This window comes from Herbaspirillum sp. SJZ106, from assembly GCF_006715495.1.
Taxonomy (GTDB): Bacteria; Pseudomonadota; Gammaproteobacteria; order Burkholderiales; family Burkholderiaceae_D; genus Herbaspirillum.
Genome location: NZ_VFNI01000003.1, coordinates 679,153 through 704,106 on the forward strand (window position 1 = coordinate 679,153; position 24,954 = coordinate 704,106).

The 24,954-nt window shown below is 63.1% G+C and carries 21 protein-coding genes and 1 tRNA gene; 10 read left to right on the forward strand and 12 right to left on the reverse strand.

The window, feature by feature from the left end:
- Positions 1-73: 73 nt before the first annotated feature.
- From FB598_RS12920 to FB598_RS12940, 5 genes are all read right to left on the reverse strand, one after another.
- Entirely contained in the window at positions 74-1,024 is a 951-nt protein-coding gene (locus FB598_RS12920; RefSeq protein WP_141914264.1) for a ribose-phosphate pyrophosphokinase, read from the reverse strand.
- A gap of 122 nt (positions 1,025-1,146) precedes the next feature.
- Positions 1,147-1,223, reverse strand: a tRNA-Gln gene (locus FB598_RS12925).
- Between the two features lie 78 nt (positions 1,224-1,301).
- Positions 1,302-2,171 (reverse strand): 4-(cytidine 5'-diphospho)-2-C-methyl-D-erythritol kinase, encoded by an 870-nt coding sequence (gene ispE / locus FB598_RS12930; RefSeq protein ID WP_141914263.1) that lies wholly within the window; start codon positions 2,169-2,171, stop codon positions 1,302-1,304.
- Between the two features lie 15 nt (positions 2,172-2,186).
- Positions 2,187-2,840 carry a lipoprotein insertase outer membrane protein LolB gene (gene lolB / locus FB598_RS12935; protein WP_141914930.1) on the reverse strand — a complete coding sequence of 218 codons (654 nt, stop codon included), beginning with the start codon at positions 2,838-2,840 and terminating at the stop codon, positions 2,187-2,189.
- Positions 2,840-4,648, reverse strand: coding sequence for a tetratricopeptide repeat protein (locus FB598_RS12940; RefSeq protein ID WP_141914262.1), 1,809 nt, complete (start codon positions 4,646-4,648; stop codon positions 2,840-2,842). The genes lolB and FB598_RS12940 overlap by 1 nt, the downstream gene beginning before the upstream one ends.
- 207 nt (positions 4,649-4,855) lie before the next feature.
- Between FB598_RS12940 and mutM the strand changes: the two genes are divergently transcribed.
- Complete coding sequence (mutM, locus tag FB598_RS12945; RefSeq protein ID WP_141914261.1) at positions 4,856-5,677, forward strand: bifunctional DNA-formamidopyrimidine glycosylase/DNA-(apurinic or apyrimidinic site) lyase; 822 nt, start codon at positions 4,856-4,858, stop codon at positions 5,675-5,677.
- Positions 5,674-6,822 (forward strand): A/G-specific adenine glycosylase, encoded by a 1,149-nt coding sequence (mutY, locus tag FB598_RS12950; RefSeq protein WP_141914260.1) that lies wholly within the window; start codon positions 5,674-5,676, stop codon positions 6,820-6,822. The genes mutM and mutY overlap by 4 nt, the downstream gene beginning before the upstream one ends.
- Before the next feature lie 16 nt (positions 6,823-6,838).
- On the opposite strand, the gene rapZ is transcribed toward mutY, so the two are convergent.
- From rapZ to ilvA, 6 genes are all read right to left on the reverse strand, one after another.
- Positions 6,839-7,702 carry an RNase adapter RapZ gene (gene rapZ / locus FB598_RS12955; RefSeq protein WP_183405824.1) on the reverse strand — a complete coding sequence of 288 codons (864 nt, stop codon included), beginning with the start codon at positions 7,700-7,702 and terminating at the stop codon, positions 6,839-6,841.
- 67 nt (positions 7,703-7,769) lie between these two features.
- Positions 7,770-8,708, reverse strand: coding sequence for an HPr(Ser) kinase/phosphatase (gene hprK / locus FB598_RS12960; RefSeq protein ID WP_050466610.1), 939 nt, complete (start codon positions 8,706-8,708; stop codon positions 7,770-7,772).
- Between the two features lie 161 nt (positions 8,709-8,869).
- The gene (locus FB598_RS12965) at positions 8,870-9,343 is read right to left on the reverse strand and encodes a PTS sugar transporter subunit IIA (RefSeq protein WP_141914258.1); all 474 of its coding nucleotides are present in this window, start codon (positions 9,341-9,343) and stop codon (positions 8,870-8,872) included.
- Between the two features lie 287 nt (positions 9,344-9,630).
- Positions 9,631-10,152 carry a hypothetical protein gene (locus FB598_RS12970; protein WP_141914927.1) on the reverse strand — a complete coding sequence of 174 codons (522 nt, stop codon included), beginning with the start codon at positions 10,150-10,152 and terminating at the stop codon, positions 9,631-9,633.
- Between the two features lie 471 nt (positions 10,153-10,623).
- Entirely contained in the window at positions 10,624-11,490 is an 867-nt protein-coding gene (gene queF, locus FB598_RS12975; RefSeq protein WP_141914257.1) for an NADPH-dependent 7-cyano-7-deazaguanine reductase QueF, read from the reverse strand.
- 65 nt (positions 11,491-11,555) lie between these two features.
- Entirely contained in the window at positions 11,556-13,082 is a 1,527-nt protein-coding gene (gene ilvA, locus FB598_RS12980) for a threonine ammonia-lyase, biosynthetic (RefSeq protein WP_141914925.1), read from the reverse strand.
- Positions 13,083-13,442: 360 nt separating this feature from the next.
- Here ilvA and FB598_RS12985 point away from each other — a divergent pair, with 360 nt between their 5' ends.
- Positions 13,443-13,934 (forward strand): YqaA family protein, encoded by a 492-nt coding sequence (locus FB598_RS12985; RefSeq protein WP_141914256.1) that lies wholly within the window; start codon positions 13,443-13,445, stop codon positions 13,932-13,934.
- A gap of 33 nt (positions 13,935-13,967) precedes the next feature.
- Here FB598_RS12985 and FB598_RS12990 read toward each other — a convergent pair whose 3' ends face one another.
- On the reverse strand, positions 13,968-14,972 hold the full coding sequence (locus tag FB598_RS12990) for a ZIP family metal transporter (RefSeq protein ID WP_255515767.1): 1,005 nt from the start codon (positions 14,970-14,972) through the stop codon (positions 13,968-13,970).
- Positions 14,973-15,469: 497 nt separating this feature from the next.
- Here FB598_RS12990 and FB598_RS12995 point away from each other — a divergent pair, with 497 nt between their 5' ends.
- From FB598_RS12995 to ubiB, 7 genes are all read left to right on the forward strand, one after another.
- Positions 15,470-19,483: an FAD/FMN-binding oxidoreductase gene (locus FB598_RS12995; RefSeq protein ID WP_141914919.1), complete on the forward strand. Its 4,014-nt coding sequence runs from the start codon at positions 15,470-15,472 to the stop codon at positions 19,481-19,483.
- Between the two features lie 3 nt (positions 19,484-19,486).
- Entirely contained in the window at positions 19,487-19,927 is a 441-nt protein-coding gene (locus tag FB598_RS13000; protein WP_141914923.1) for an HIT family protein, read from the forward strand.
- A gap of 91 nt (positions 19,928-20,018) precedes the next feature.
- Positions 20,019-20,444, forward strand: a complete 426-nt coding sequence (locus tag FB598_RS13005; RefSeq protein ID WP_141914254.1) for a gamma-butyrobetaine hydroxylase-like domain-containing protein — start codon at positions 20,019-20,021, stop codon at positions 20,442-20,444.
- A gap of 83 nt (positions 20,445-20,527) precedes the next feature.
- Positions 20,528-21,262, forward strand: coding sequence for a bifunctional demethylmenaquinone methyltransferase/2-methoxy-6-polyprenyl-1,4-benzoquinol methylase UbiE (gene ubiE, locus FB598_RS13010; RefSeq protein ID WP_141914253.1), 735 nt, complete (start codon positions 20,528-20,530; stop codon positions 21,260-21,262).
- 349 nt (positions 21,263-21,611) lie between these two features.
- The gene (locus FB598_RS13015) at positions 21,612-22,589 is read left to right on the forward strand and encodes a Tim44 domain-containing protein (protein ID WP_141914252.1); all 978 of its coding nucleotides are present in this window, start codon (positions 21,612-21,614) and stop codon (positions 22,587-22,589) included.
- Between the two features lie 171 nt (positions 22,590-22,760).
- A complete protein-coding gene (locus tag FB598_RS13020) occupies positions 22,761-23,363 on the forward strand; it encodes an SCP2 domain-containing protein (protein WP_255464015.1) in 603 nt (200 codons plus the stop codon).
- Positions 23,363-24,934 (forward strand): ubiquinone biosynthesis regulatory protein kinase UbiB, encoded by a 1,572-nt coding sequence (gene ubiB / locus FB598_RS13025; protein ID WP_141914251.1) that lies wholly within the window; start codon positions 23,363-23,365, stop codon positions 24,932-24,934. The genes FB598_RS13020 and ubiB overlap by 1 nt, the downstream gene beginning before the upstream one ends.
- Positions 24,935-24,954: the final 20 nt, after the last annotated feature.

The following is a 24,954-nucleotide window of genomic DNA, read 5'->3' on the forward strand; positions in this document are numbered from 1 at the left end:
TTGAAAATATTCCCCGCGACCAGGGAATATGAAAAACCCCGCTGCATTGCTGCAGCGAGGCGAATCCTGTTTCTTACTCCGCGAACAGCGACATCACCGAGTCGCCCTTCGTAATACGCTTGAAGGTTTCCGCCAGCAGGTCCGCGCAGGTCAGCTGGCGGATCTTCGGGCAGGCGCGGGCGGCGGGCGACAGCGGGATGGTATCGGTCACGACCAGCTCGTCCAGCGGCGAATTGCTGATGCGGTCGATGGCCGGGCCCGACAGCACCGGGTGCGTACAATAAGCGACCACCTTCTTGGCACCGCGCTCCTTGAGCACTTCGGCAGCCTTGGTCAGGGTGCCGGCGGTGTCGACCATGTCGTCCATGATCACGCAGTTGCGGCCCTCGACCTCGCCGATGATGTTCATCACTTCCGACACGTTGGCCTTCGGGCGGCGCTTGTCGATGATGGCCAGGTCGCAGCCCAGGCGCTTGGCCAGCGCGCGGGCGCGCACCACGCCGCCGACGTCGGGCGAGACCACCAGCAGGTCGTCGTAGCTCTTGGCCACCAGGTCGCCCAGCAGGATCGGCGAAGCGTAGATGTTGTCCACCGGGATGTCGAAGAAACCCTGGATCTGGTCTGCATGCAGATCCATGATCAGGACGCGCTCGACGCCGGCTTCCTGCAGCATGTTGGCGACCACCTTGGCCGAAATCGCAACGCGCGCCGAACGCGGGCGGCGATCCTGGCGGGCATAGCCGAAATAGGGGATGGCAGCGGTAATGCGGCCGGCCGATGCGCGCTTCAGTGCATCGACCATGATCATGATTTCCATCAGGTTGTCATTGGTCGGCGCGCAGGTGGACTGCAGCACGAAAACATCCTTGCCGCGAACGTTTTCATTGATCTCGACCATGACCTCGCCGTCCGAGAACTTGGAGACGTTGGCCTTGCCCAGCGGGATACCGAGTTTGTCAGCGACGCCTCGCGCCAGTTCCGGGTTGGCGTTGCCGGTAAAAACCATCAGGTTCTCAAGTGCCATGTGGGTATCCCCGAATGCAATCGTTAAAAAGTCGAAAAGCCGACAATGCTTGACTGGTCGGTCTCACATTGACGGCTTATTTTTCTGACTGGACGCTGAGTCAAAGACCGGTCCTGAATTAATGGCAGGGGAACAAGGATTCGAACCTTGGAATGCCGGAATCAAAATCCGGTGCCTTAACCAACTTGGCGATTCCCCTACACAATCTGCTGTTTTTCGTTCCATCGCGCCTGCTTCGTGTTGCATGCGGCGCCGATGATCGTCAAACCAATTCTTTTCACGACTGCAATAAATGGGCGAGAGGGTGTTCCTGCATCGCTTTGGCTTTCCAGCCGTTCCAGCGCGAAGGCAATTGTTTCAGCACTTCGTCTGCCTGTTGTTCGTGGTCGAATGCACAAAACACGCAGGCGCCGGATCCGGTCATTCTGGCTTTTCCGAACTTGCCGAGCCAGTCGATGGCCTCTGCAATTTGCGGGAAATGCCGGGTTGCCACCATTTCCAGATCGTTTCTCCCGAAGTTCGAAGCGATTTGATTCGTCGCATCAGGAAAGTCCGTTATTCTGACGACTTTTGTATCCCGTGTCAATTCAGAAGAAGAAAAAATTATCGCGGTTGGCACCGAAACGCCCGGTTCGATCACCACATACCAGCAGTTGGCCGTTTCCAGCGGCGAAAGCGCCTCGCCAACCCCTTCGGCGAAGGCATTGCGGCCGAACAGGAAAAACGGGACATCGGCGCCCAGTTTCAGGCCGATATCCATCAATTCCTGGCGCCTGAAGCCGGTTTGCCACAAATGGTTCAGGACCAACAGGGTCGTGGCGGCGTCGGAAGAGCCGCCGCCCAGACCGCCGCCCATGGGCAGACGCTTTTCCACGGTAATCGAGGCGCCCAGTTCCGGCCGCCCGGCGGTTTGACGCAGCAGGTGCGCGGCGCGCACCACCAGGTCGGATTCGGCCGGCACGCCGGGGATGTCATTGGTGCGCACGATGCGACTGTCTGCGCGCACGGCGAAATCCAGGCTGTCGCAGCGGTCGATCAATTGAAATGCCGATTGCAGCAGGTGATAGCCGTCGGCGCGCCGGCCGGTGACGTGCAGGAACAGGTTGAGCTTGGCAGGCGCCGGGCAGGCGTTGAGGGTGGCGGTCATGGTCGGGCTTGATGCTCAGGGTTTTTTCCAGCTGTCGACCGCGATGCGGATCGATACCTTGCCGGCTTGTTCGGTATCCCGGGTCAGGTCGATGCGTTTGGGGCGGGTTTGGCCGCTGTCCGGATCGCTTTGCCAGTTGGCATAGACCACACGCCAGCCATCCTTGGTAGAGAAGCTGGCGTAATTCTCGCCCGGCTTGGCCTGGAACGGCTTGCCGGCGCTGTCGGTGCCGTTGCCCTGCAGCCACTGGCGCATGCCCGAAACCGGCAGGGGCCAGCCCAGCGATTGCGCGGCCAGTTCATCCACGTCAGGCGCCACTTGCGGCGGCCGGCCCGATTGCACCAGCGTGGCGATGCCCGGCTTGACGCTGATGGTGGCCACGGTCTGGCCCAGCGGCGAGAGCAGTTCCAGGTCGGTTTGCCTTGCCGTTTGCGACCAGATGAAGCTGCCGTGCAGCGACTGCGGGCTGTTGCCTTGTTCGTATTGCACCGAGATGCGGCCGCTGATATCGATGCTTTCCTGATAGGCCGGGGTTGTCGCCGTAGGCGAAGCCGCCTGTTGCGCCGACATCCCGGCGCAGCCGCCCAGCAGGAGCGCGACCGAAGCCGCGCCCAGCGCGGCAGCGCGGCGCAGGCCGGGGCAGCCTGCGAAGATGCCCGGCTTTGCCATCATGGCTTGACGTTGAGCCGCGTCAGCGTGCTTTTCAGGACGTCGTTGTCGGGGTCCTTGGCCTGCACTTCGCGCCAGACCTGCCGGGCTTCTTCCTGCTTGCCGCGCGTCCACAGCACTTCGCCCAGGTGCACGCCGATTTCCGGATCGGGGCGCAGCGAATAGGCCAGGCGCATCTGGGTTTCGGCTTGTTCCAGGCGGCCCATGCGGAACTGGATCCAGCCCAGGCTATCGGCGATGAAGGGATCCTGCGGCGCCATGTCGGCCGCCTTCTGGATCAGTTCCAGCGCCTCCGGCAGGCGGATGTTGCGGTCGGCCAGCGAATACCCCAGCGCGTTGTAGGCGTGCTGGTTGCCGGGCGCCAGTTTCATTACCCGGCGCAGCGAGCTTTCCATTTCCTTATAGTTGCCCAGCTTCTCGCACACCATCGCGTAGTCGTACAGCAGGTCGGTGTTGTTGGGGAAGCGTTCCAGGCCGCCCTTGAGCACCTCGGCCGCTTCCTGGTTGCGGTTGGCATCGCGCAGCAGCAGCGATTCGGCCTGGAGCAGTTGCAGTTGCTCGGTATCGTTGGTAGATTCGGCCTGGGCCGTTTCCAGCGCCTTGCGGGCGCCGTCGATGTCGTTCTTGCGCGCCAGCAATTGGGCGCGGCGCACCTGGATGTTGATGTAGCCGTCAGTGCCGGGTTCGGCCTGGTCCAGATAGCGCAATGCGCCGTCGAGGTCCTTGCGCTCTTCGGCGATGCGCGAGAGCAGCAGGATGGCCTGGCTGGGATCGCGGTCGTCTTCAGGTTGCGCGGCCAGCACCTGCAGGTAGCGTTTCAGGTAGTTTTCCGCATCCGTCAACTGGTCGGTCTGGGCCGACAGCACGCCCAGCGCGAACAGCGTGGTCGGGTCGTCGCCGTCTTCCTTGAGCAGCGCCTCGAACTGCCCGCGGGCGTCCTTGTAGTTCTTCTGCTCCACCAGGCTGCGCGCATAGGCCACGCGCACTTCGCGCGAATTCGGATACTTGCGCAGGAAGTCGGACACCAGCTTGGTGGCATCGCTGGTATTGGATGCCACTTGCGCCGCGGTCAGGACCGCCAGCTCGGAGTCGGGCTTGATCTTCAGCGCGGCGCGCGCTTCGCGCTGCGCATAGGCGGCGTCGCCGACATTGAAGGCGCCTTGCGCCAGCGCCAGGTGGGTTTCCAGCAGGTCGCCATAAGGCTGCGTCACTTTTTGCAGGATCGCGAAGCTGGCCTGCTTGTCCTTGGCGCGCGCCAGCAGGCGCTGGATTTGCAGGATCATCGGGCCGCGCGCCTGCGGGGCGGCATCGGCCAGGCGCTGGGTCAGCAGCGGCTCGATTTCGTCGACGCTGTCGGAGAGCATGATCAGGCCGAGGTAGTTTTGCAGCGCTTCATCCGAATGCGGCGCCAGCTCGGTCCACAGGCGCACCGCCACCAGCGCTTCGCTGGGCTGGCGGGCGGCCACGGCGATCTCGGCCGCGCGCTTGGCCAGGCGCGGGTCGCGCGTCTGCTGGGCCGCGGCCAGGATGGTGACGTAGGCCGATTGCCATTGGCCGCGCTGGAAAGCGATCTCGGCTGTCAGAACCTTATAGAGGATGTCCTGGCTCAACTCGACCGCCGGCAGCGCGTCTTCCTGCTGCTGGGCGCGGGCCTTGGGAGATTTCTTGCGGTTGGCCGCAGCGGATTTCGCGGATGCGGTTTGCTTGTCTTGTGCCGCTTCGGCATTCGCCTTGTCGCCGGACTGCTGGAAGCTTGCGCATGCGGTCAGCAGCAGGGAACTGGTGAGGAGGGCGAGAGTTTTTTTCAAGGTTGCATCCTGAATATTCGGGAAGTTTCGATTTTACGCCCAACATCAAAGGGTTTGCTGTATAGAACGCGTCTCTCGCCTATTGATGAAGTGGGTTCTAGAGTGTAATGCATCCTTGCCGACGGCATGGCAGCGGCGGCAGTCTTGTTTTCGGCATCTGGATTATCATATGCAGCTTCCTATCCGCCGCCTCACTGACGTAGCCAGATGCCAGAATTGCCAGAAGTTGAAGTCACCCGACGCGGTGTCGCCCCTTATTTGGAGGGAAAGACGGTCACCGGCGTCGTTACTCGCCACAGCGGGCTGCGCTGGCCTTTCCCCGCCGGGCTCGATGCGCTGCTGGCCGGGCGCAAGGTGCAGGGCACCGGCCGCCGCGGCAAATACCTGCTGATCAACTTTGACCATGGCACCTTGATCGTGCACCTGGGGATGTCCGGCCACCTGCGCATTTTGCCGCCTGGTATTCCCCCGCAGAAGCACGACCATTTCGACCTGCTGGTCGGCGGCCAGGTGATGCGTATGACAGATCCGCGGCGGTTTGGTGCGATTCTCTGGCATGACAAGGCCGATGGCGGCGTTGAAGAGCATATGTTGCTGCGTAGCCTGGGCCTGGAGCCGCTGGAAGACAAGTTCTCGGCGCGCGAACTGTGGCGCCAGACGCGGGCGCGTTCGGCGCCGATCAAGCAGGTGCTGCTGGCCGGCGATATCGTGGTCGGCGTGGGCAATATCTATGCCTCCGAAAGCCTGTTCAAGGCGCGCATCAACCCCAAGACGCCGGCCTACAAGATCAGCCTGGCGCGTTACGAGCGCCTGGTCGAGGCCATCCGCGAGACGCTGGCGGCGGCCATCGAGCAGGGCGGCAGCACGCTGCGCGACTTCATCGCCGTCAACGGCCAGTCCGGCTACTTCCAGCAAAGCTATTTCGTCTACAACCGCACGGGCCAGCAATGCCGCGTGTGCGCCACGCCGATCCGCCAGATCAAGCAGGGCCAGCGTTCCACCTTCTACTGCGTGAGCTGCCAGAAATGAAGGGGCTGGTCACGAAAGGACAAGCCCGGCCGCGGCGCAAGGGGGCGCCGGTCGATGGCGAGCGTTATGCGGACCCGTCGTTCTCGGCGGCGGTGATCGGCTGGCAAAAGCAGCATGGCCGCCACGCGCTGCCCTGGCAGAACACGCGCGACGCCTATCGGGTGTGGCTGTCGGAGATCATGCTGCAGCAGACTCAGGTGGCTGCGGTCATTCCGTATTACCAGCGCTTTCTGGAACGCTGCCCGGATGTGTTCAGCCTGGCGGCCGCGCCTTCCGAAGACGTAATGGCGCTGTGGAGCGGCCTCGGCTATTACACCCGCGCGCGCAACCTGCACAAATGCGCGCAGCGCGTGGTCAATGAATATGGCGGGCGCTTCCCCGACGATCCCGACTTGCTGGCCGATCTGCCTGGCATCGGCCGTTCCACCGCGGCGGCCATTGCGGCATTTTCCTACGGCCGGCGCGCCGCCATCCTGGACGGCAACGTCAAGCGGGTGTTTGCGCGCGTGTTCGGCATCGACGGCTACCCCGGCGCCAAGCCGATTGAAGACCAACTGTGGCTGCGCGCGGTGGCGCTGCTGCCGGACGAGGGAATCGAGGCCTATACGCAGGGCCTGATGGATCTTGGCGCCACGCTATGCGTGCGCGGCACCCCTTCATGCAAGAAGTGCCCGCTGGCCGAACGCTGCGTGGCGCTGGCGCAGGACCGCGTGGGGGAGCTGCCGGTCAGCAAGCCGAAGAAAGCCGTGCCGGAAAAGGAAACCGTGATGCTGGTGGTGACGCACGGCGGCGATGTGCTGCTGGAGCAGCGCCCAGACAGCGGCATCTGGGGCGGATTGCTGTCGCTGCCGGAAATCGCGGTGGGCAATGCCGGGCAGTTCGAGTCCGCGGTGCAGGCGCTGGTCGCCCCTTATGGCGAACTTGAAGCTTGCCGCAAGCTGCAGCCGTTCTCGCACGTCTTCACGCATTTCAAGCTGCACATCGCGCCTTTCCAGGTCGCGCTGAAAAGTCGCTCGCAGCGCATCGCGCAACATGCGCTGGTCTGGTATCCGGTGGAAAAGCTGGCTGAAGCGCCATTGCCGGCGCCGGTGAAGAAGTTATTGCTGGGCGTATTGCGCAGCGACGATCTGCTGGCCGCGGTGTAGGCTGCGCAGGCCGGGATCAATCCAGCTGGCGATGCCGGCATACGACCTGTTCGGTCGCGCGGAAGTGCCGCGCCAGTTGCTCGGCGATGTAGACCGAGCGATGCTGGCCGCCGGTGCAGCCGATGGCGACGGTGAGGTAGCTCCGGTTGTCGTCCTTGAAGGACGGCAGCCATTTTTCCACGAAGCTCCGGATATCGCCCAGCATGTCGGCCACTTCCTGATAGCCCGAGAGGAACTCGATGACGGGATCGTCGCGCCCGGTCAGCGGACGCAGCGCCGCGTCGTAGTGCGGATTGGGCAGCATGCGCACGTCGAACACCAGGTCGGCGTCCAGCGGCAGCCCGTGCTTGAAGGCGAAGGATTCGAACAGGATGGTCAGCGGCGAGCGTTCGATATCCACCAGGCCCTTGATCCAGCGGCGCAGCTTGTTCGAACTCAATTGCGAAGTATCGATCACGTGCGCGATTGCCTGCATCTCGCCCAGCATCTCGCGCTCGATGTCGATGCACTCGGTCAGCGTCAGGCGGTCGGCCGGGTTGCGGCCGGGCAGCAGGCGGTGCGACAGCGGATGGCTGCGGCGGGTTTCGGAGAAGCGGGTGATCAGCGCCTCGTTGGAGGCGGTCAGGAAGAAGACCTTGACGTCATGGCCGTCGGCCTTGAGCTTGTCGATATCGGTGCGCAGCGTCGCCAGCGAATCGGCGCTGCGCGCGTCGGTGGCCACCGCCAGCACGCTGGCGCCTTCCCGGATGCGGGTATCGACCAGGTCGCACAGCAGCGCCGGAGGCAGGTTGTCGACGCAGAAATAGCCGGCGTCCTCGAGCACATGCAGTGCCACCGATTTGCCGGAGCCGGAGATGCCGGTGATCAGAACGATTCTCATGCCGTCAATGATAACGCAAGCCTTATGAAGGCCGCGTGACAGGAGTGCCGGTTCCCGGCAAATGGGATTATTCCCCGTTCATCGCGCGCCGCTGGCGCTCGATGAACTCCTTGAGCGTATCGATGCCGCGCAACTGCAGGATGGTGTTGCGCACCGCCGCTTCCAGCAGCACCGCGATGTTGCGGCCGGCCGCCACGGGAATGACCACCTTGCGGATTGGCAAGCCCAGCACTTCCTCGTATTGCGCGTCCAGCGGCAGGCGCTCGTAGTTCTCTTCCAGCGTGCTGCGGCGGACCAGGTGCACGATCAGCTTCAGGCGCATCTTGCGGCGCACCGCGGTCTCGCCGAAGATGGCCTTGATGTCCAGCAGGCCCAGGCCGCGCACTTCCAGCAGGTTCTGCAGCAGCGGCGGGCAGCGGCCCTCGATCATGTTGGGGGCGATGCGCGCGAACTCCACCGCGTCGTCGGCCACCAGGCCGTGGCTACGCGAAATCAGTTCCAGGCCCAGCTCGCTCTTGCCCAGGCCGGATTCGCCGGTGATCAGCACGCCCACGCCCAGCACATCCATGAACACGCCATGCATGGTGATCTGCTGCGCCAGTTTCTTGGACAGGTACACGCGCAGGTAGTCGATCACCTGTGCCGCGGGCAATGGCGTGGAAAACAGCGGGATGTTCTTTTCATCGCACACCGCCAGGATATCGGGCGGCGTCGACAGGCCTTGCGCGATGATGAAGGCGGGCGGCTCGCCGGCCACCAGCTCGGCGGTCTGGTAGGCGCGCGAGGTGTTGGACAGGCGCTGGTAGTACTCGATTTCCTGGTGGCCGAATACCTGGATGCGGCCGGGGTGGATCAGGTTCAGGTGGCCCACCTGGTCGGCGGCCGAGACGGCGTCGCCGGAGATCAGCCGCTCGCCGCCGGGAAAGCCGGCGAACCAGCCCAATTGTAGGGATTCACGATTTTCTTCGTAGAGCTGCTGTATCGACAACGCGGAATAAGTGGGCATGTAGATCCGATTCTGCTGGCAAATGTGAGCGAGGAAAACGTGAATGCCGTGTCCGTGTCATGCGGCGGGCCGGATGCGGCAACTCAAACTGATACAGGGTACCGAATTTGGCGGGATACGCAAACCGGGAGGCGGCCCGTTGCCGTTCTGGCGGCAGGCGCTCAGCCGGCCTTTTCCAGTGACGGTTGCCAAGTCACGATGCGCGAATGCACCGCAGCGCTGTCGGGTTCGGCGGTCAGTTCGTTGCGGAAGGCGTCGTCGGAAAACATCTCGGCGATCTCCGAGAGGATCTCCAGGTGTTGTTGCGTCACATGATCCGGGATCAGCAGGAAGACCAGCAGCTTGACCGGTTGCCCGTCCGGGGATTCGAACGGGATCGGATCGGCCAGCCGCATGAACAAGGCCAGCGGGGCCTTGAGGCCCTTGATCCGTCCGTGCGGGACGGCCACGCCATGACCCAGCCCGGTCGAGCCGAGGCGCTCCCTGGCAAACAGGTTTTCGGAAACGGTAGAGCGGGCGATGCCGCAGTTGTTTTCGAATGTCAGGCCGGCTTGTTCGAAAGCTCTTTTTTTGCTGGAGACTTCCAGGTCCAGAACGACATTTTCTGGAGGCAGGATTTTTGCAAGATTAGTCATGACGCTCAAAGAATTACTACAGAGATGATGCTTTGAGCAGGATTATAGGCTGGTTTGTGCGCCCCGCAACGCCCTGAAAGCGTGAAACAAGAGGGGAATTCGAGCCGACCGGCGGGATTTGAAGCGTTAGCGGGATTCTTCGCGGAAACCGGCGAAAGTTGTTGAGAATCAAGTCTTTCCCGCCGTCATTCCCACCCCGCCAGGCGGGGCGGCGCCGCGATAGCGTCGGCCTTTACGCTGGCTTGCGTCCGGGCCGCGCATAGTTACGCATTTACATTTTTACGCATTTACATTTCGATGCGGCCGAAAATCAGCAAGACATCGCCGTTGTTCTTGTTGCTGCTCAGGCGCGGCACGTAGGCGAACATCACCTTGGCTTTCTTGGTGCCGATGGAAGCCAGCGGCAGCGGCACCGGGAAGGGGAAGCCGCCGAAGTAGTCCTGGCGGCTCATGAGCATGGCGGTGCCGCCCAGGCCGACTTCCAGTCCGGTACGCGCCACCGGGAATACCCACTCATAGGCATAGCCGGCCATGTATTGCGGATGGCGATGGGAATCCTTGATCACGAAACCGTACAGCGATTCGTCGTCGCCTTTCTCGTTGCGCAAGGTCTTGCCATAACCCAGGCCCCAGGCATGCTCGTTGAGTTCGTCGAGCTTGTCCTTGGTGTAAGTGCTGCGCCCGTGGTGCGCCACGCCGGACAGGTAAATGGCGCCATCGCCCTTGTCCCAGATGTTGGACATGTGGTCTTTGGTGCTCTGCCACAAACTGTACTTGTTGTCGTCATCGGCATGTGCGGCAAGGGGCATGCCCAAGGCGCAGGCGGCGGTCACTGCGGCCAGCAGGCCTGCCTTGTTGCGGTTGCCGGAATGGGAAAAAAAGGCGCGCAGGCGCGAGATGTTTTTTGTCATATTGTTTGTCTGGTGTGCCAGGCATTCGCAGGCAGAGGCTGGGAATCCGGCGGCATGTTGCTGATGGATATTGATTAACGCCCGGTGTCGCCAGGAGCTGCCAAGATGCGGCGAATCCCCTGAAGACAGGCATTTTCGGGAAAAAATTCCCGAAGCGTCCTGTTTTTTCGTGAGCGATTTGTTACGAAAGTGCCGGTTGCGGCACGCGTCCGTCGGAGCCGGTGCCTGGATGCAGCCATGCCCGAGGTGGACAGTGGCGGTAGTTTACCGTTTGGCGAAAGAAGAATCTGTAACAATTTATTGACAGATCTTCTTGGCGCGACGAAGCGTATCGCCAGCGTGCGGTCATGGCGGTGATCGGGGGCGCGCTTATTGGCGCGCGTTGCGCAATTGCGAAGGCGCGTGGCCGCTGGAAAAGTTGCTGCGCCACGGATTGATGTCGAGCCCCCCGCGCCGCGTATAGCGCGCGTAGACCGCCAGTTTCTGCGGTTTGCAGCGGCGCATGATGTCGACGAAGATGCGCTCCACGCACTGCTCGTGGAATTCGTTGTGCTCGCGGAAACCGATGATGTATTTCAGCAGCATTTCCTGGTCGATCGGCGCGCCCACGTAGTGGATCTGTACGCTGCCCCAGTCGGGCTGGCCGGTCACCGGGCAGTTCGATTTGAGCAGGTGCGAAACGAAGGTTTCTTCCACCACGGCTTCATCCTGGGCGGCGCGCAGGATGCTGGCGTCGGGATGGGCCGAAGCCTCGATTTCGACATCCAGCCGGTCCAGCGGCAAGCCGCCCAGTTCGCCGAATTGCAACTGGCCGAATTGCGCGGGTTCGGTCAATGCCGCCTGCACCGCGGCGCCGGCGGCGGCGGACAGGTCGGTGCGCAGCTTTTCCAGCAATTGCGCCGAACTTTCCAGCCGTTCCTGGTTGAACGAATTCAAATACAGCTTGAACGATTTCGACTCGATGATGTTGGGCGAATCGGCCGGCACGGTGAAGGTGGCGATGGCGATCTGCGGTTTGCCGCGCAGGTTCAGCCACGAGATTTCGTAGGCGGTCCAGATGTCCACGCCGAAAAAGGGCAGGGTGCCGGCGATCTGCAGTTCGGCGCGCTTGGGCGCGCGCGCAATGGGAAACAGCAGTCCCGGATCGTAGGCGCCCGGATAGGCCGAGCTCTTGCCCAGCGGCGAGGTTTCCGGCGAGTGGCCGGCGGCGGATGGGGATGGGATAGGCTTGTCCATGGTATTTCTCCTGCGGTGCTGCGTGCTGCGTTGCTGTTGCGACGCCCCATGCGGGGCGCCGTGGCTTAGCCGAGGAACAGCTTGTACAGCGGGTTCTTGGTTTCGTCCCAGTGGCGGTAGCCCAGTTGCGCGAGGAAGGTGCGGAATTCCTTCATGTCCTTCTTCGGTACCTGTACGCCGACCAGGATGCGGCCGACGTCGCCGCCCTGGTTGCGGTAATGGAACAGGCTGATGTTCCAGTTGGGATTCATGCTGGAGAGGAATTTCATCAGCGCGCCGGGGCGCTCCGGGAATTCGAAGCGATACAGAAGCTCATCGCCGGCCAGTTCGCTTTTCCCGCCGACCAGGTGGCGGATGTGCACCTTGGCCAGTTCATCGTGCGTCAGGTCCAGCACGCCGAAGCCGGCCTTCTCAAAATTGCGCGCGATCTTGCCGGACTCGTCGGCGCTGCCGATCTGGATGCCGACGAACACGTGCGCCGCCTTCGCATCGCTGATGCGGTAGTTGAATTCGGTCACGTTGCGCGGGCCGACGGTTTCGCAGAAGCGGCGGAAGCTGCCGCGCTCTTCGGGAATGGTGACGGCGAACACGGCTTCGCGCGCCTCGCCGACGTCGGCCATTTCAGCCACGAAGCGCAGGCGGTCGAAGTTCATGTTGGCGCCGCAGGCGATGGTCACCAGCGACTGTCCCTTGATCGGATGCTTGCTGTTCTTGGCGCGTTCCACATAGGCCTTGGCGCCGGCCACGGCCAGTGCGCCCGCGGGCTCGACGATGCTGCGCGTGTCCTGGAAGATGTCCTTGATGGCGGTGCACACGGCGTCGGTATCGACGATGATGATGTCGTCGACATACTTCCGGGTCAGGCGGAAGGTTTCCTCGCCCACCAGCTTGACGGCGGTGCCGTCCGAGAACAGGCCGACGTCGGGCAGGGTGATGCGGCGCCCTGCCTTGAGGCTGCGCGCCATGGCGTCGGAGTCGGCGGTCTGCACGCCGATGATCTTGATGTCGGGACGCACCGCCTTGACGTAAGCCGCCACGCCCGAGATCAGGCCGCCGCCGCCGATGGCGACGAAGATGGCGTGGATCGGGTCGGAATGCTGGCGCAGGATTTCCATGCCGACGGTGCCCTGGCCGGCGATCACGTAAGGGTCGTCGAACGGATGGACGAAGGTCAGCTTGTGCTTTTTCTCCAGCGTCAGCGCGTGGTTGTAGGCATCGGTGAAGGAGTCGCCGAACAGTACCACTTCGCCGCCGCGCGCCTTGACGGCTTCGATCTTCACCTGCGGCGTGGTGGTCGGCATCACGATCACGGCGCGGCAGCCCAGCTTGGCTGCCGACAGCGCCACGCCCTGCGCGTGGTTGCCGGCCGAGGCGCAGATCACGCCGCGCTTCAATTGCGCTGGCGTCAGGTGCGCCATCTTGTTGTAGGCGCCGCGCAGCTTGAAGCTGAACACGCTCTGCATGTCTTCGCGCTTGAAGTAAATTCGATTATCAATCCGTTGCGACAGCGTGTTGGCCAGCTCCAGTGGCGTTTCTTGGGCGACGTCGTAGACCCGTGCGGTCAGGATTTTTTGCAGATAATCGTTACTCATTTTGGTCATGAAGAATGGCGTTTCAGCGCAGTCATATAGTGAGAATGTAAGGAGGAAAACGGCTCGGTAAGCCGGTGTCGGATTCCGCCCGCATCCGCCAGGCGATAGCCGTCCGGGCGCGGGAGAACTGGTCATTATAATGGAGCCGGGCCGTGTGCCGGCATTGTTGGCCGATAGCGGGCATGCCGCCGGCATATAGCATGCATCGGCACAATCGCCCGCGCGGCATGCGCAGCCGCATCTTGATATCCGGCGTCGCGGCATCAACTAGAATGCTGGTTTTGCCCATCTTGCCGCCGTATTCCTGGCGGCAGGATTTTCGCCTGCCTTCGGTAGCCTTCCCATTACCTGTTCCCGCGCATGATTGAATCCGCCGTCCTCTGGCTATTGAATGCCCTTGCCGTTCCCACGGTCGGGCTGACCTCGGTTTTCCTTATCAGCTTTATTTCCGCGACCTTGCTGCCGCTGGGGTCGGAGCCGGCGGTATTTGCCGTGATCAAGATGAACCCCGAGATGTTTTGGCCGGTGATCCTGGTGGCCACGGCAGGCAATACGCTGGGGGGGATGGTGGACTACTGGATGGGATACGGCGCCAAGCAGGCGTTCTCGAAGGAGCGTTCGACGCGCTGGTTCCACTGGCTGGAGCGCTTCGGGCCCAAGACCATGCTGCTGGCCTGGCTGCCCGGCATCGGCGACCCGATCTGCACGCTGGCCGGCTGGCTGCGCCTGCCGTTCTGGCCATCGGTCGCCTACATGGCGATCGGCAAGTTGCTGCGCTACATTGTGATGACCTGGCTGCTGCTCAATGTGCCGGACGGTTTCTGGCGCAGCGTGGCCGATTGGCTGGCCTGAGCGCCTGTTCTGTGCGGCCGGCGCCAGGCGGCCTCAACCCAGCATCACATCCAGCAGCATCATCGTCACGAAGCCGGCCAGGAGCCCCAGCGTAGCCTGGGTTTCATGGCCCTGGCGGTGCGACTCGGGGATCACTTCGTGGCTGATCACGAACAGCATGGCGCCGCCCGCGCCGGCCAGCGCCCAGGGCAGGGCGCTGGCCGAAACCCCGGTGGCCATCGCGCCGAGTACCCCGCCGATCGGTTCGACCAGGCCCGAGAGTATGCCGGCCGCGGCCGCCTTCATCGGGGAATAACCCAAGGTGCGCAAGGCCAGCGCCACCACCAGTCCTTCCGGAATGTCCTGGATGCCGATGCCGGTCGCCAGCGCCACGGCTTTGCCCATGTCTTGGCCGCCGAAACCCACGCCAATGGCCAGCCCCTCGGGGAAGTTGTGGATGGTGACAGCCATCACGAACAGCCAGATGCGCGTGGTGCGCGCCGGGTTGCTCTGGTCGTTGGCCATGGCCAGGAAATGCTGGTGCGGGATCACGTGGTTCAGCGCCAGCACGAACAAGCCGCCCAGCATGATGCCGGTGGCCGCCAGCAATACCGAGGCGTTTTTGGCGTAACCGATGGCTTGCGCCGCGTCCATGGCCGGAATGATGAGCGAAAAGACGCTCGCCGCCAGCATCACGCCGCCGCCATAGCCAAGCATCACGTCTTGCGCCTTGACCGAAATGCGGCGCGTGACCAGCACGCCCAAGGCGCCCAGCGCCGTCAGGCCGGCAGCGGCGCCGGAGCCCAGCAGCGCATGCCATACATGCGGGTTGGCCATGAAGTAGGCGTGCAGGCCCTCATAGGATTTGATCGCCAGGAATACCAGCGCCACCAGCAGCATGGCGATCTGGCGCGGTTTGAGGTTGAGCGTGAGGCTGTCGCCGAGATCCGGTGTGGCGCCGGCTGGCGGCTGCTGCGCATGCTGGTCCGCAGCGGAGGATGACGCCGCGGCATCGTCGGAAGCACTTGTCTGGAAAGGAAAATTTTTGTTCAACGGCACCGTTATCATGGCAGTCTCCCTGGCTGGCGGGTTTGTTGGGCGTCCCTGCAATCCATCCATGCGGACAGGCGCAAGCGAAACAGGCGGGACGTTCCTTCGGGCTATGCCTTGCATTGGGCATAGTCGGCCAAGGTGATGGCTAGATTTTCCAAGAATTCGGTTATCAGATTCTGCAACATAACATCCTCCGTGTTTTTTAGGGACAGCATCCACAGTACATGGAGGGATTATAGATTTTAAGAATCAAAAATAATAAATTGATTGTTTTTATAAATTGAATTGCCTGTAGCTATTGGCCCGGCATTCAAGGCCGCCTGGCGCCGCCATCCCATGATTTTGTTGCGTTGCAAGAAATGCGCACATGCCAATTTCGGCCGGCGCTTTATTGCTAAAGAATAATCATTTGCATTGCAGCCGCAAAACCGGCTCCATCCCGTCGCGACTTTTGGCAATAGGCTAGAATGCACATCCGGCAGCAGATTTATTTTTTTACATTGATGAACGCCCCCGCCCACATCCAAGCCTTGCTCTCAGACGCGCCCCATGGCGCCACGCCCACGCGCTTGCGCGAAATTCCGTACAACTACACCTCGTTCTCCGATCGCGAGATCGTGATCCGGTTGTTGGGCGAAGAGTCTTGGTCCCTGCTGGACGAGCTGCGCGCCAAGCGCCAGACCGGCCGTTCGGCGCGCATGCTGTACGAGGTGCTGGGCGACATCTGGGTCGTGCGCCGCAATCCCTACCTGCAGGACGACCTGCTGGATAATCCCAAGCGCCGCGCCGCGCTGATCGATGCGTTGAACCATCGCCTGCACGAAGTCGACAAGCGCCGCATCGACGTCGGCCAGGCCGATGCCGGCGATGCGACTGCCGCCTCCGATGCCGCGCGCCGCAGCGCCAGCGTGGAAGCGCTGATCAAGGCGGCCAAGAAGGCCGTTGCCGATTTCGCCGAGGAATTCCGCCACACCTATGACCTGCGCCGTCGCGCCACCAAGGTGCTGGGCCGCTACACCGCAAAGGACAACATCAAGTTCGACGGCCTGTCGCGCGTGTCGCACGTGACCGACGCCACCGACTGGCGCGTCGAGTATCCGTTCGTGGTGCTGACCCCGGACAGCGAAGACGAGATGGCCGGACTGGTCAAGGCCTGTATCGAACTCGGCCTGACCATCATCCCGCGCGGCGGCGGCACCGGCTACACCGGCGGCGCCATTCCGCTGACGCCGATGTCGGCCGTCATCAACACCGAAAAGCTGGAACAGCTGGGCCCGGTCGAGATGGAAGTGCTGCCCGGCCTGGACAGGCCCTACGCCACCATCTACTCGGGCGCCGGCGTGGTCACCAAGCGCGTCTCCGATGCCGCCGAGAAGGCCGGCTTCGTGTTCGCGGTCGACCCGACCTCGGCCGAGGCCTCGTGCATCGGCGGCAACGTCGCCATGAACGCCGGCGGCAAGAAGGCCGTGCTGTGGGGCACCGCGCTGGACAACCTGGCCAGCTGGCGCATGGTCGATCCGCAAGGCGACTGGCTGGAAGTCACGCGCCTGGACCACAACCTGGGCAAGATCCATGACGTCGAAGTGGCGCGCTTCAAGCTGGAGTGGTCGCACCCCGGCGAGAAGGGCCAGAAGACCGAAGTCTTCAAGACCGAGATCCTGGAAATCGCCGGCCGCAAATTCCGCAAGGAAGGCCTGGGCAAGGACGTGACCGACAAGTTCCTGTCGGGTCTGCCGGGCGTGCAGAAGGAAGGTTGCGATGGCCTGATCACCTCGGCGCGCTGGATCCTGCACAAGATGCCCAAGCAGACCCGCACCGTCTGCCTGGAGTTCTTCGGCCAGGCGCGCGATGCGATTCCTTCGATCGTCGAGATCAAGGACTTCCTCGACGCCGAAACCAAAAAGGGCGGCGCCATCCTGGCCGGCCTGGAGCACCTGGACGAGCGCTACCTGCGCGCGGTCGGCTATGCCACCAAGTCCAAGCGCGGCGTGCTGCCGAAGATGGTGCTGATCGGCGACATCGTCGGCGATGACGAGAACGCCGTGGCCGCGGCCGCCTCGGAAGTGATCCGCATGGCCAACAACCGCGTCGGCGAAGGCTTTGTCGCGGTCAGCCCGGAAACTCGCAAGAAATTCTGGCTGGACCGTTCGCGCACCGCCGCCATCGCCAAGCACACCAACGCCTTCAAGATCAACGAAGACGTGGTGATTCCGCTCAACCGCATGGGCGAATACACCGACGGCATCGAGCGCATCAACATCGAGCTGTCGATCAAGAACAAGCTGCAGCTGCTGGCCGAACTGGACAGCTTCTTCGTCAAGGGCAACCTGCCGCTGGGCAAGAGCGACGACGCCGAAGGCGAGGACATCCCCGCTTCCGAAATGCTGGAAGACCGCGTGCACCAGGCCGAAGCGCTGCTGGAGCAGACCCATGGGCGCTGGTCCTACCTGCTGGCCAACCTCGACAAGCCGCTGCGCGTGGCCAAGGGCGAGCTGGCCGCGCTGGGCCTGGACAAGATGATGCCGGTGTTCGACCAGCGCCTGCTGGAGCAGCCTGAAGCCAACGTCTTCCACGTGGTGCAGGACCGCACCGTGCGCATCTCCTGGAAGCAGGAAGTGCGCGCGCAGTTGCGCCAGATCTTCAGCGGCGGCGCCTTCAAGCTGATCCTGGAGGAATGCCAGGCGATCCACAAGCGCGTGCTGCGCGGCCGCGTGTTCGTGGCGCTGCACATGCACGCCGGCGACGGCAATGTGCACACCAACCTGCCGGTCAACTCCGACCACTACGAAATGCTGCAAGACGCGCACGTCGCCGTGGCGCGCATCATGGAGCTGGCCCGTTCGCTGGACGGCGTGATCTCTGGCGAACACGGCATCGGCATCACCAAGCTGGAGTTCCTGACCGAGGACGAAATCGGCGAATTCCGCGAATACAAGAAGCGCGTCGATCCCGAAGGCCGTTTCAACAAGGGCAAGCTGTTGAACCTGCCGGGTTTCGAAGCCGACCTGTCCAACGCCTACACGCCTTCGTTCGGCCTGATGGGCCACGAATCGCTGATCATGCAGCAAAGCGACATCGGCGCCATCGCCAACAGCGTCAAGGACTGCCTGCGCTGCGGCAAGTGCAAGCCGGTCTGCTCGACCCACGTGCCGCGCGCCAACCTGCTGTACTCGCCGCGCAACAAGATCCTGGCGACCTCGCTGTTGGTCGAGGCCTTCCTGTATGAAGAGCAGACCCGCCGCGGCGTCTCGATCAAGCATTGGGAAGAGTTCGAGGATGTGGCCGACCACTGCACGGTGTGCCACAAGTGCGTCACGCCTTGCCCGGTCGATATCGACTTCGGCGACGTCTCGATGAACATGCGCAACTTGCTGCGCAAGATGGGCAAGAAGTCCTTCAACGCCGGCACCAGCGCGGCGATGTTCTTCCTCAACGCGACCGACCCGGCCACCATCAACGCCACCCGCAAGGTGATGACCGATTGGGGCTTCAAGGCGCAGCGCCTGGGCAACGACATCCTGAAGAAGTTCGCCAGGAAGCAAACCGCCAAGCCCGCGGCCACGGTCGGCAAGCCGCCGGTCAAGGAGCAGGTGATCCACTTCATCAACAAGAAGATGCCGGGCAACCTGCCCAAGAAGACCGCGCGCGCGCTGCTCGATATCGAGGACGACAAGATCGTGCCGATCATCCGCAACCCCAAGACCACCACGGCCGAGACCGAAGCGGTGTTTTACTTCCCCGGTTGCGGTTCGGAACGCCTGTTCTCTCAGGTCGGTCTGGCCACGCAGGCAATGCTGTGGAATGTCGGCGTGCAGACGGTGTTGCCGCCAGGTTATCTGTGTTGCGGTTATCCGCAACGCGGCAGCGGCGACTTCGACAAGGCCGAGAAGATCATCACCGACAACCGCGTGCTGTTCCATCGCATGGCCAACACGCTGAACTACCTCGACATCAAGACCGTCGTGGTGTCCTGCGGCACGTGCTACGACCAGTTGCAGGGGTATGAATTCGAGAAGATCTTCCCCGGCTGCCGCATCATCGACATCCACGAATACCTGCTGGAGAAGGGCGTCAAGCTGGAAGGCGTGACCGGTACCCGCTACATGTACCACGATCCCTGCCACACCCCGATGAAGCTGCAGGACCCGCTGAAGACGGTCAACTCGCTCATCACCACGGTGGACGCGCAGAAGATCGAGAAGAACGACCGCTGCTGCGGCGAGTCGGGCACCTTCGGCGTATCGCGCCCGGACGTGTCGACCCAGGTGCGCTTCCGCAAGGAAGAAGAAATGCGCAAGGGCGCCGACAAGGTGCGCGCCGACGGTTTCACCGGCGACGTCAAGATCCTGACCTCGTGCCCGTCCTGCTTCCAGGGACTGTCGCGCTACAACGAAGACTCGGGCACCACCGCCGACTACATCGTGGTGGAGATGGCCAGGCACTTGCTGGGCGAGAACTGGATGCCGGAATACGTCGAGCGCGCCAACAACGGCGGCATCGAACGGGTCCTGGTGTAAATGATGAGCCAATGCGAACTGTGCGCCGGCGACGGCGGGGAGCTGGTCTGGCGCCATCCGGATTTCCGGGTGGTGCTGGTCGATGAAGCAGGTTACCCCGGTTTCTGCCGCGTGATCTGGAACGGCCACGTCAAGGAAATGACCGACCTCGCGCCGGCCGAGCGCACCCGGCTCGCCGATGCGGTCTGGGCGGTGGAAGCGGCGCTGCGCGAAGTCATGCAGCCGGAGAAGGTCAACCTGGCTACGCTGGGCAACATGACGCCGCATGTCCATTGGCACGTGATTCCGCGCTACCTGGACGACCAGCATTTCCCCACCCCGGTGTGGGCAACCGCGCGCCGCGAGGCCGACCAGCCCTCGCTGGAGGCGCGCCGCGCCAAATTGCCGCAATTGCGCGAGGCCATCCGCCAGCAACTGTCGGCGGCCGGCCTGGGCGCCGCCTGAACCGGTCCGCTGCCGACGGCGGCCATACTGTCGCCGCTCCGGTCGTTTTTCGCAGCACCAGTCTTCTTCAAAGTTCAAAGCGAGTATCTGCATGAGCTCCAATTCCTCTCCGGTTCCCGTGTCGTTCAAGGTGCGCAAGGTCTCGCGCGTGGTGGAAATCGAATTCGACGACGGCGCCACGTTTTCACTGCCCTTCGAACTGATGCGCGTGTATTCGCCCTCGGCCGAGGTGCGCGGCCACGGCCCCGGACAGGAAGTGCTGCAGACCGGCAAGCGCAACGTCGGCATCGACGGCATCGAGCCGGTCGGCAACTACGGCGTCAAGCCGCTGTTTTCGGATGGCCACGTCAGCGGCATTTACACCTGGGATTATCTCTACCAGCTCGGCCGCGACCAGGGCACGATGTGGGCGGCCTACCTGCAGAAGCTGGAGGATGCCGGTTTCACGCGTGAAAGCGGGCGCGACCATGAAGCCGGCAGCGATGCCGGCGGGCATGCCTGCGGCCACCACCACTGAGCGATAGCGGCCGGCCGGGTTCGCCCACCGGCATATAATGTGCAATCGGGCAGCCAAGCTGCGCCAACCATATTGACTGAGCCATGACCAACACCACCCATTTCGGTTACGAAACCGTCGCAGAAGAAGACAAGGTCCGCAAGGTCGCGGAAGTGTTCCACTCCGTGGCCGCCAAGTACGATGTGATGAACGACTTCATGTCGGCAGGCCTGCATCGGGTCTGGAAGGCATTCACCATCGCCCAGGCCGGTGTCCGTCCGGGCTTCAAGGTGCTCGATATCGCCGGCGGCACGGGCGATTTGTCCAAGGCATTCGCCAAGCAGGCCGGGCCGAGCGGCGAGGTCTGGCTGACCGACATCAACGAATCGATGCTGGGCGTGGGCCGCGACCGTTTGCTCAACAAGGGCATCGTCACGCCGACCGCCTTGTGCGACGCCGAGAAGCTGCCGTTTCCCGACAACTACTTCGACCGCGTGTCGGTGGCTTTCGGGCTGCGCAACATGACCCACAAGGATGTCGCGCTGGGCGAAATGCGCCGCGTGCTCAAGCCCGGCGGCAAGCTGCTGGTACTGGAGTTTTCCAAGGTGTGGGAGCCGCTGAAGAAGCCTTACGACGTGTATTCCTTCTCGGTGCTGCCGTGGCTGGGCAAGAAAGTCGCCAACGACGCCGACAGCTATCGTTACCTGGCCGAATCGATCCGCATGCATCCCGACCAGGAAACGCTGAAGCAGATGATGGAACAGGCGGGGCTGGAGCGTGTCCAGTATTTCAACCTGACGGCCGGCGTGGCGGCATTGCATACCGGCATCAAGATGTAAGAGCGTGTTTATGATCTCCTTCGGGGCCGTTCAAATGCCCTTTCAGGCGGTCTGCGGCGTTGCAAAGCCTCGCCGGGCCAACCGGCCCGTCTACGTTTTGCGCCTTGCATCCCATCCTGACATGACATTTGACCGACTCCCGACGAGATCATAAACACGCTCTAAGGCATATGCGGTGCATGCTCGCACGGGCGCGCCGCATTGTTGGCAGCGCCGGACGCGGGTGAAGCCATCGACGATTAAGGATGGCTTAAGTTTGCCCCGCGACAATGGCGCAAGCCGGAACGGATGGAGCGGTTTTCCCTGCGGTTCGCTTCCGGTTCCGGCATCTTCGACAAGAGGTCATCGTATGAAAAAATTCCTGCTCGTATTGATGCTGGCGTTGACGTCCCTGACGCTGGTCATGTCGCCGGCCGACGCCAGGCGCCTGGGCGGCGGCGGGTCGTTCGGCAAGCAATCGTCCAATTATTCGCGCCAGGCCGCGCCTGCATCGCCTTCCTACAACGCGGCGCCGAGCGCCGCGCCATCCCGTCCGGCGACACCGGCGGCCACTCCGCAAGGCGTTCCCGCCAAGCCGTCCAGCCCGTGGGGGAATATCCTCGGCGGCGCCTTGCTGGGTTTCGGGCTGGGCGCGCTGATGTCGCACTTCGGCATTGGCGGTGCGGCCGGCGGCATGCTGGGTTCGCTGCTGACTATCGTGCTGCTGGCCGGCGCGGCCTTCTTCCTGATCCGCCTGTTCACGCGCAACCGCTATGAGCAGAGCAACAACCCGGTCTACGCCACCCCGATGCCGGGCGTGAGCCCGATCGGCAGCGCCGCCGGCGCCACCCCCGAGATCGGCTCCGGCCTGAAGGACATCAACCCGCCGCCCGGCCATGCGCCCGTGGCGCTGCAAGGCAACGGTTTCGGCAGCACGGCGGCCCAGCCGGCCGCACCGACCCGGATCGAGAAGTGGGGCATTCCGGATGACTTCGACACGGCCGGTTTCGTGCGCAACGCCAAGACCTATTTCATCCGCTTGCAGGCGGCGTGGGATCGGGCCGACATCAACGATATCCGCGAATTCACCACGCCTGAAATGTTCGCCGAGCTGCGCATGCAACTCACCGAGCGCGGCGCTTCGCCCAACGCCACCGACGTGGTCCAGTTGGATGCCGAACTGCTGGGCATCGAAACCATGGCCTACGACTACATGGCCACGGTGCGTTTCCAGGGGTTGATCAAGGAAGCGCCGGAGCTGTCCGCCGAGCCTTTCGCCGAAATCTGGAACCTGTCCAAGCCGCAAAGCGGCGGCGGCTGGGTGCTGGCGGGTATCCAGCAGGTCTGAGAACCTGGCGGTGCGGGATCAAGCGCCGCGCATGTTGCCATCGGAGCTTGGCCGGCAAACTGTTAAACTTGAAACCGCCCGGCTTTTCGGGCGGTTTTGTTTTTGTCTGGCGGATTTTCATTGAACCCTGTCGCTTCCCTCACAACACTGGCCCAGTCCTTGTCCGAATCCATGCCCGAGATGCCGTCCCTGTCCGCGATCAACCCCATGAAACCCGCTGCCGCCGCGGTCAACCACCTGCTGGCGCAAGAGGCATGGGCGCGCCAGGCGCTGGCCGCGCATGCGGGCAAGGTGGCCTGCATCGACACCGGCGCCGCGCAATTGCGCCTGCAAGTGGCCGCCGATGGTTATGTGCAGGATGTGCCGGCGGAGGCGGCGGCCGACGTCACCATCCGCGTCAAGCTGGCCGACCTGCCCCTGATCGCGGCCAACCGCGAGCGCGCCGTGTCTTATGTGAAGCTGGAAGGCGATGCCGATTTCGCCAACGCGATCTCGCAACTGAGCCAGAACCTGCGCTGGGATGCCGAGGACGACCTGGCGCGCGTGTTCGGCGATATCGCCGCCACCCGCATGGTTTCCGGCGCGCGCGGCCTGTTCGAGACAATCCGCAGCACGCACAAAAAGCTTACCGAGAACGTGGCCGAGTATTTTCTGGAAGAACAACCGATGCTGATACGCCCCCGCATGCTGCAGGATTTCTCCGCTGACGTGGTGCGCCTGCGCGATGACCTGGAACGCCTTTCCAAGCGCATCGAGAAACTGGAGCGCCGCTGATGTTCCTGCGTTCCCTGCGCCTGTTCAAGATCATCCGCGTGGCCATCCGCTACGGCCTGGATGAAATCATCGCCTCCGAGTTCGCGCCGCCGCGCATCGCCCGCATCACCAATGCCATCTTTTTCTGGCGCGACCTGACGCGGCCGCGCGGCGAACGCCTGCGGCGCGCGCTGGAGGATCTCGGCCCCATCTTCGTCAAGTTCGGCCAGGTGCTCTCGACCCGGCGCGACCTGATGCCGCCGGACATCGCCAATGAACTCACGCGCCTGCAGGACCGTGTGCCGCCGTTCGATTCCGACCTGGCCGTGCTGCAGATCCAGAAGTCGCTGGGCGCGCACCCGGACGAATTGTTCGCCAGCTTCGAGCGCCAGCCGGTGGCCTCGGCCTCGATCGCGCAGGTCCACTTCGCCACGCTCAAGGACGGCAAGGAAGTGGCGGTCAAGGTGCTGCGTCCCGGCATGCGCGACGTGATCGACCATGACATCGGCCTGATGCATGTCGCTGCCGACTGGCTGGAGCGTTTGTGGGCCGATGGTCGCCGCCTCAAGGCCAAGGAAGTCGTGGCCGAGTTCGACAAGTACCTGCACGACGAGCTCGACCTGATGCGCGAAGCCGCCAACGCCAGCCAGTTGCGTCGCAACTTCGCCGAATCGACCTTGCTGATCGTGCCCGAGATGTATTGGGACTATTGCTCCTCGTCGGTGATCGTGATGGAGCGCATGCACGGCATCCCGATCTCGCAGACCGAGCGCCTGCGCGAAGAGGGCGTGGACCTGTCCAAGCTGTCGCGCGACGGCGTCGAGATCTTCTTCACCCAGGTGTTCCGCGATGGCTTCTTCCATGCCGACATGCACCCCGGCAACATCCTGGTATCGGTGGCGCCGGAGACTTTCGGCCGCTATATCGCGCTGGATTTCGGCATCGTCGGCACACTCAACGATTTCGACAAGGATTACCTGTCGCAGAACTTCCTGGCCTTCTTCCGCCGCGACTACAAGCGCGTGGCCGAGGCCCACATCGAGTCCGGCTGGGCGCCGAAGGACACCCGCGTCGATGAGCTGGAGGCGGCGGTGCGGGCATGCTGCGAACCGATCTTCGACCGGCCGCTGAAGGACATCTCCTTCGGCCAGGTGCTGCTGCGCCTGTTCCAGACTTCGCGCCGCTTCAATGTCGAGGTGCAGCCGCAACTGGTGCTGCTGCAAAAGACGCTGTTGAACGTCGAAGGCCTGGGGCGCCAGCTCGACCCCGACCTCGATTTGTGGAAGACCGCCAAGCCGTACCTGGAACGCTGGATGAGCGAGCAGATCGGCTGGCGCGGTTTCGTGGAACAGTTGAAGGTCGAGGTGCCGCGCTACAGCCGCCTGCTGCCGCAGATCCCGCGCCTGGTGCAGCAGGCCCTGACCAAGTACAACGACGGCGATGGCCAGCCGCAGAGCGGCGAACTGCTCAAGAAGCTGCTGGCCGAGCAGCGCCGCACCAACATGCTGCTGGGGGTGATCGTGTATTTCGGCGGCGGCCTGATCGGCGGCATCGTCGTGGTCCAGGTGCTGATGCGCCTGCTGCGCTTCTGAGCGACATCGGCCAGCCGTCG

What these genes read in the sequence shown, in the direction of transcription:
- FB598_RS12920 (WP_141914264.1), bottom strand. Translation starts at nt 1,024, where the DNA reads ATGGCACTTGAGAACCTGATGGTTTTTACCGGCAACGCCAACCCGGAA.
- ispE (WP_141914263.1), bottom strand. Translation starts at nt 2,171, where the DNA reads ATGACCGCCACCCTCAACGCCTGCCCGGCGCCTGCCAAGCTCAACCTG.
- lolB (WP_141914930.1), bottom strand. Translation starts at nt 2,840, where the DNA reads ATGGCAAAGCCGGGCATCTTCGCAGGCTGCCCCGGCCTGCGCCGCGCT.
- mutM (WP_141914261.1), top strand. Translation starts at nt 4,856, where the DNA reads ATGCCAGAATTGCCAGAAGTTGAAGTCACCCGACGCGGTGTCGCCCCT.
- mutY (WP_141914260.1), top strand. Translation starts at nt 5,674, where the DNA reads ATGAAGGGGCTGGTCACGAAAGGACAAGCCCGGCCGCGGCGCAAGGGG.
- rapZ (WP_183405824.1), bottom strand. Translation starts at nt 7,702, where the DNA reads ATGAGAATCGTTCTGATCACCGGCATCTCCGGCTCCGGCAAATCGGTG.
- hprK (WP_050466610.1), bottom strand. Translation starts at nt 8,708, where the DNA reads ATGCCCACTTATTCCGCGTTGTCGATACAGCAGCTCTACGAAGAAAAT.
- FB598_RS12965 (WP_141914258.1), bottom strand. Translation starts at nt 9,343, where the DNA reads ATGACTAATCTTGCAAAAATCCTGCCTCCAGAAAATGTCGTTCTGGAC.
- FB598_RS12970 (WP_141914927.1), bottom strand. Translation starts at nt 10,152, where the DNA reads ATGCCCCTTGCCGCACATGCCGATGACGACAACAAGTACAGTTTGTGG.
- queF (WP_141914257.1), bottom strand. Translation starts at nt 11,490, where the DNA reads ATGGACAAGCCTATCCCATCCCCATCCGCCGCCGGCCACTCGCCGGAA.
- ilvA (WP_141914925.1), bottom strand. Translation starts at nt 13,082, where the DNA reads ATGAGTAACGATTATCTGCAAAAAATCCTGACCGCACGGGTCTACGAC.
- FB598_RS12985 (WP_141914256.1), top strand. Translation starts at nt 13,443, where the DNA reads ATGATTGAATCCGCCGTCCTCTGGCTATTGAATGCCCTTGCCGTTCCC.
- FB598_RS12995 (WP_141914919.1), top strand. Translation starts at nt 15,470, where the DNA reads ATGAACGCCCCCGCCCACATCCAAGCCTTGCTCTCAGACGCGCCCCAT.
- FB598_RS13000 (WP_141914923.1), top strand. Translation starts at nt 19,487, where the DNA reads ATGAGCCAATGCGAACTGTGCGCCGGCGACGGCGGGGAGCTGGTCTGG.
- FB598_RS13005 (WP_141914254.1), top strand. Translation starts at nt 20,019, where the DNA reads ATGAGCTCCAATTCCTCTCCGGTTCCCGTGTCGTTCAAGGTGCGCAAG.
- ubiE (WP_141914253.1), top strand. Translation starts at nt 20,528, where the DNA reads ATGACCAACACCACCCATTTCGGTTACGAAACCGTCGCAGAAGAAGAC.
- FB598_RS13015 (WP_141914252.1), top strand. Translation starts at nt 21,612, where the DNA reads ATGAAAAAATTCCTGCTCGTATTGATGCTGGCGTTGACGTCCCTGACG.
- FB598_RS13020 (WP_255464015.1), top strand. Translation starts at nt 22,761, where the DNA reads ATGCCCGAGATGCCGTCCCTGTCCGCGATCAACCCCATGAAACCCGCT.
- ubiB (WP_141914251.1), top strand. Translation starts at nt 23,363, where the DNA reads ATGTTCCTGCGTTCCCTGCGCCTGTTCAAGATCATCCGCGTGGCCATC.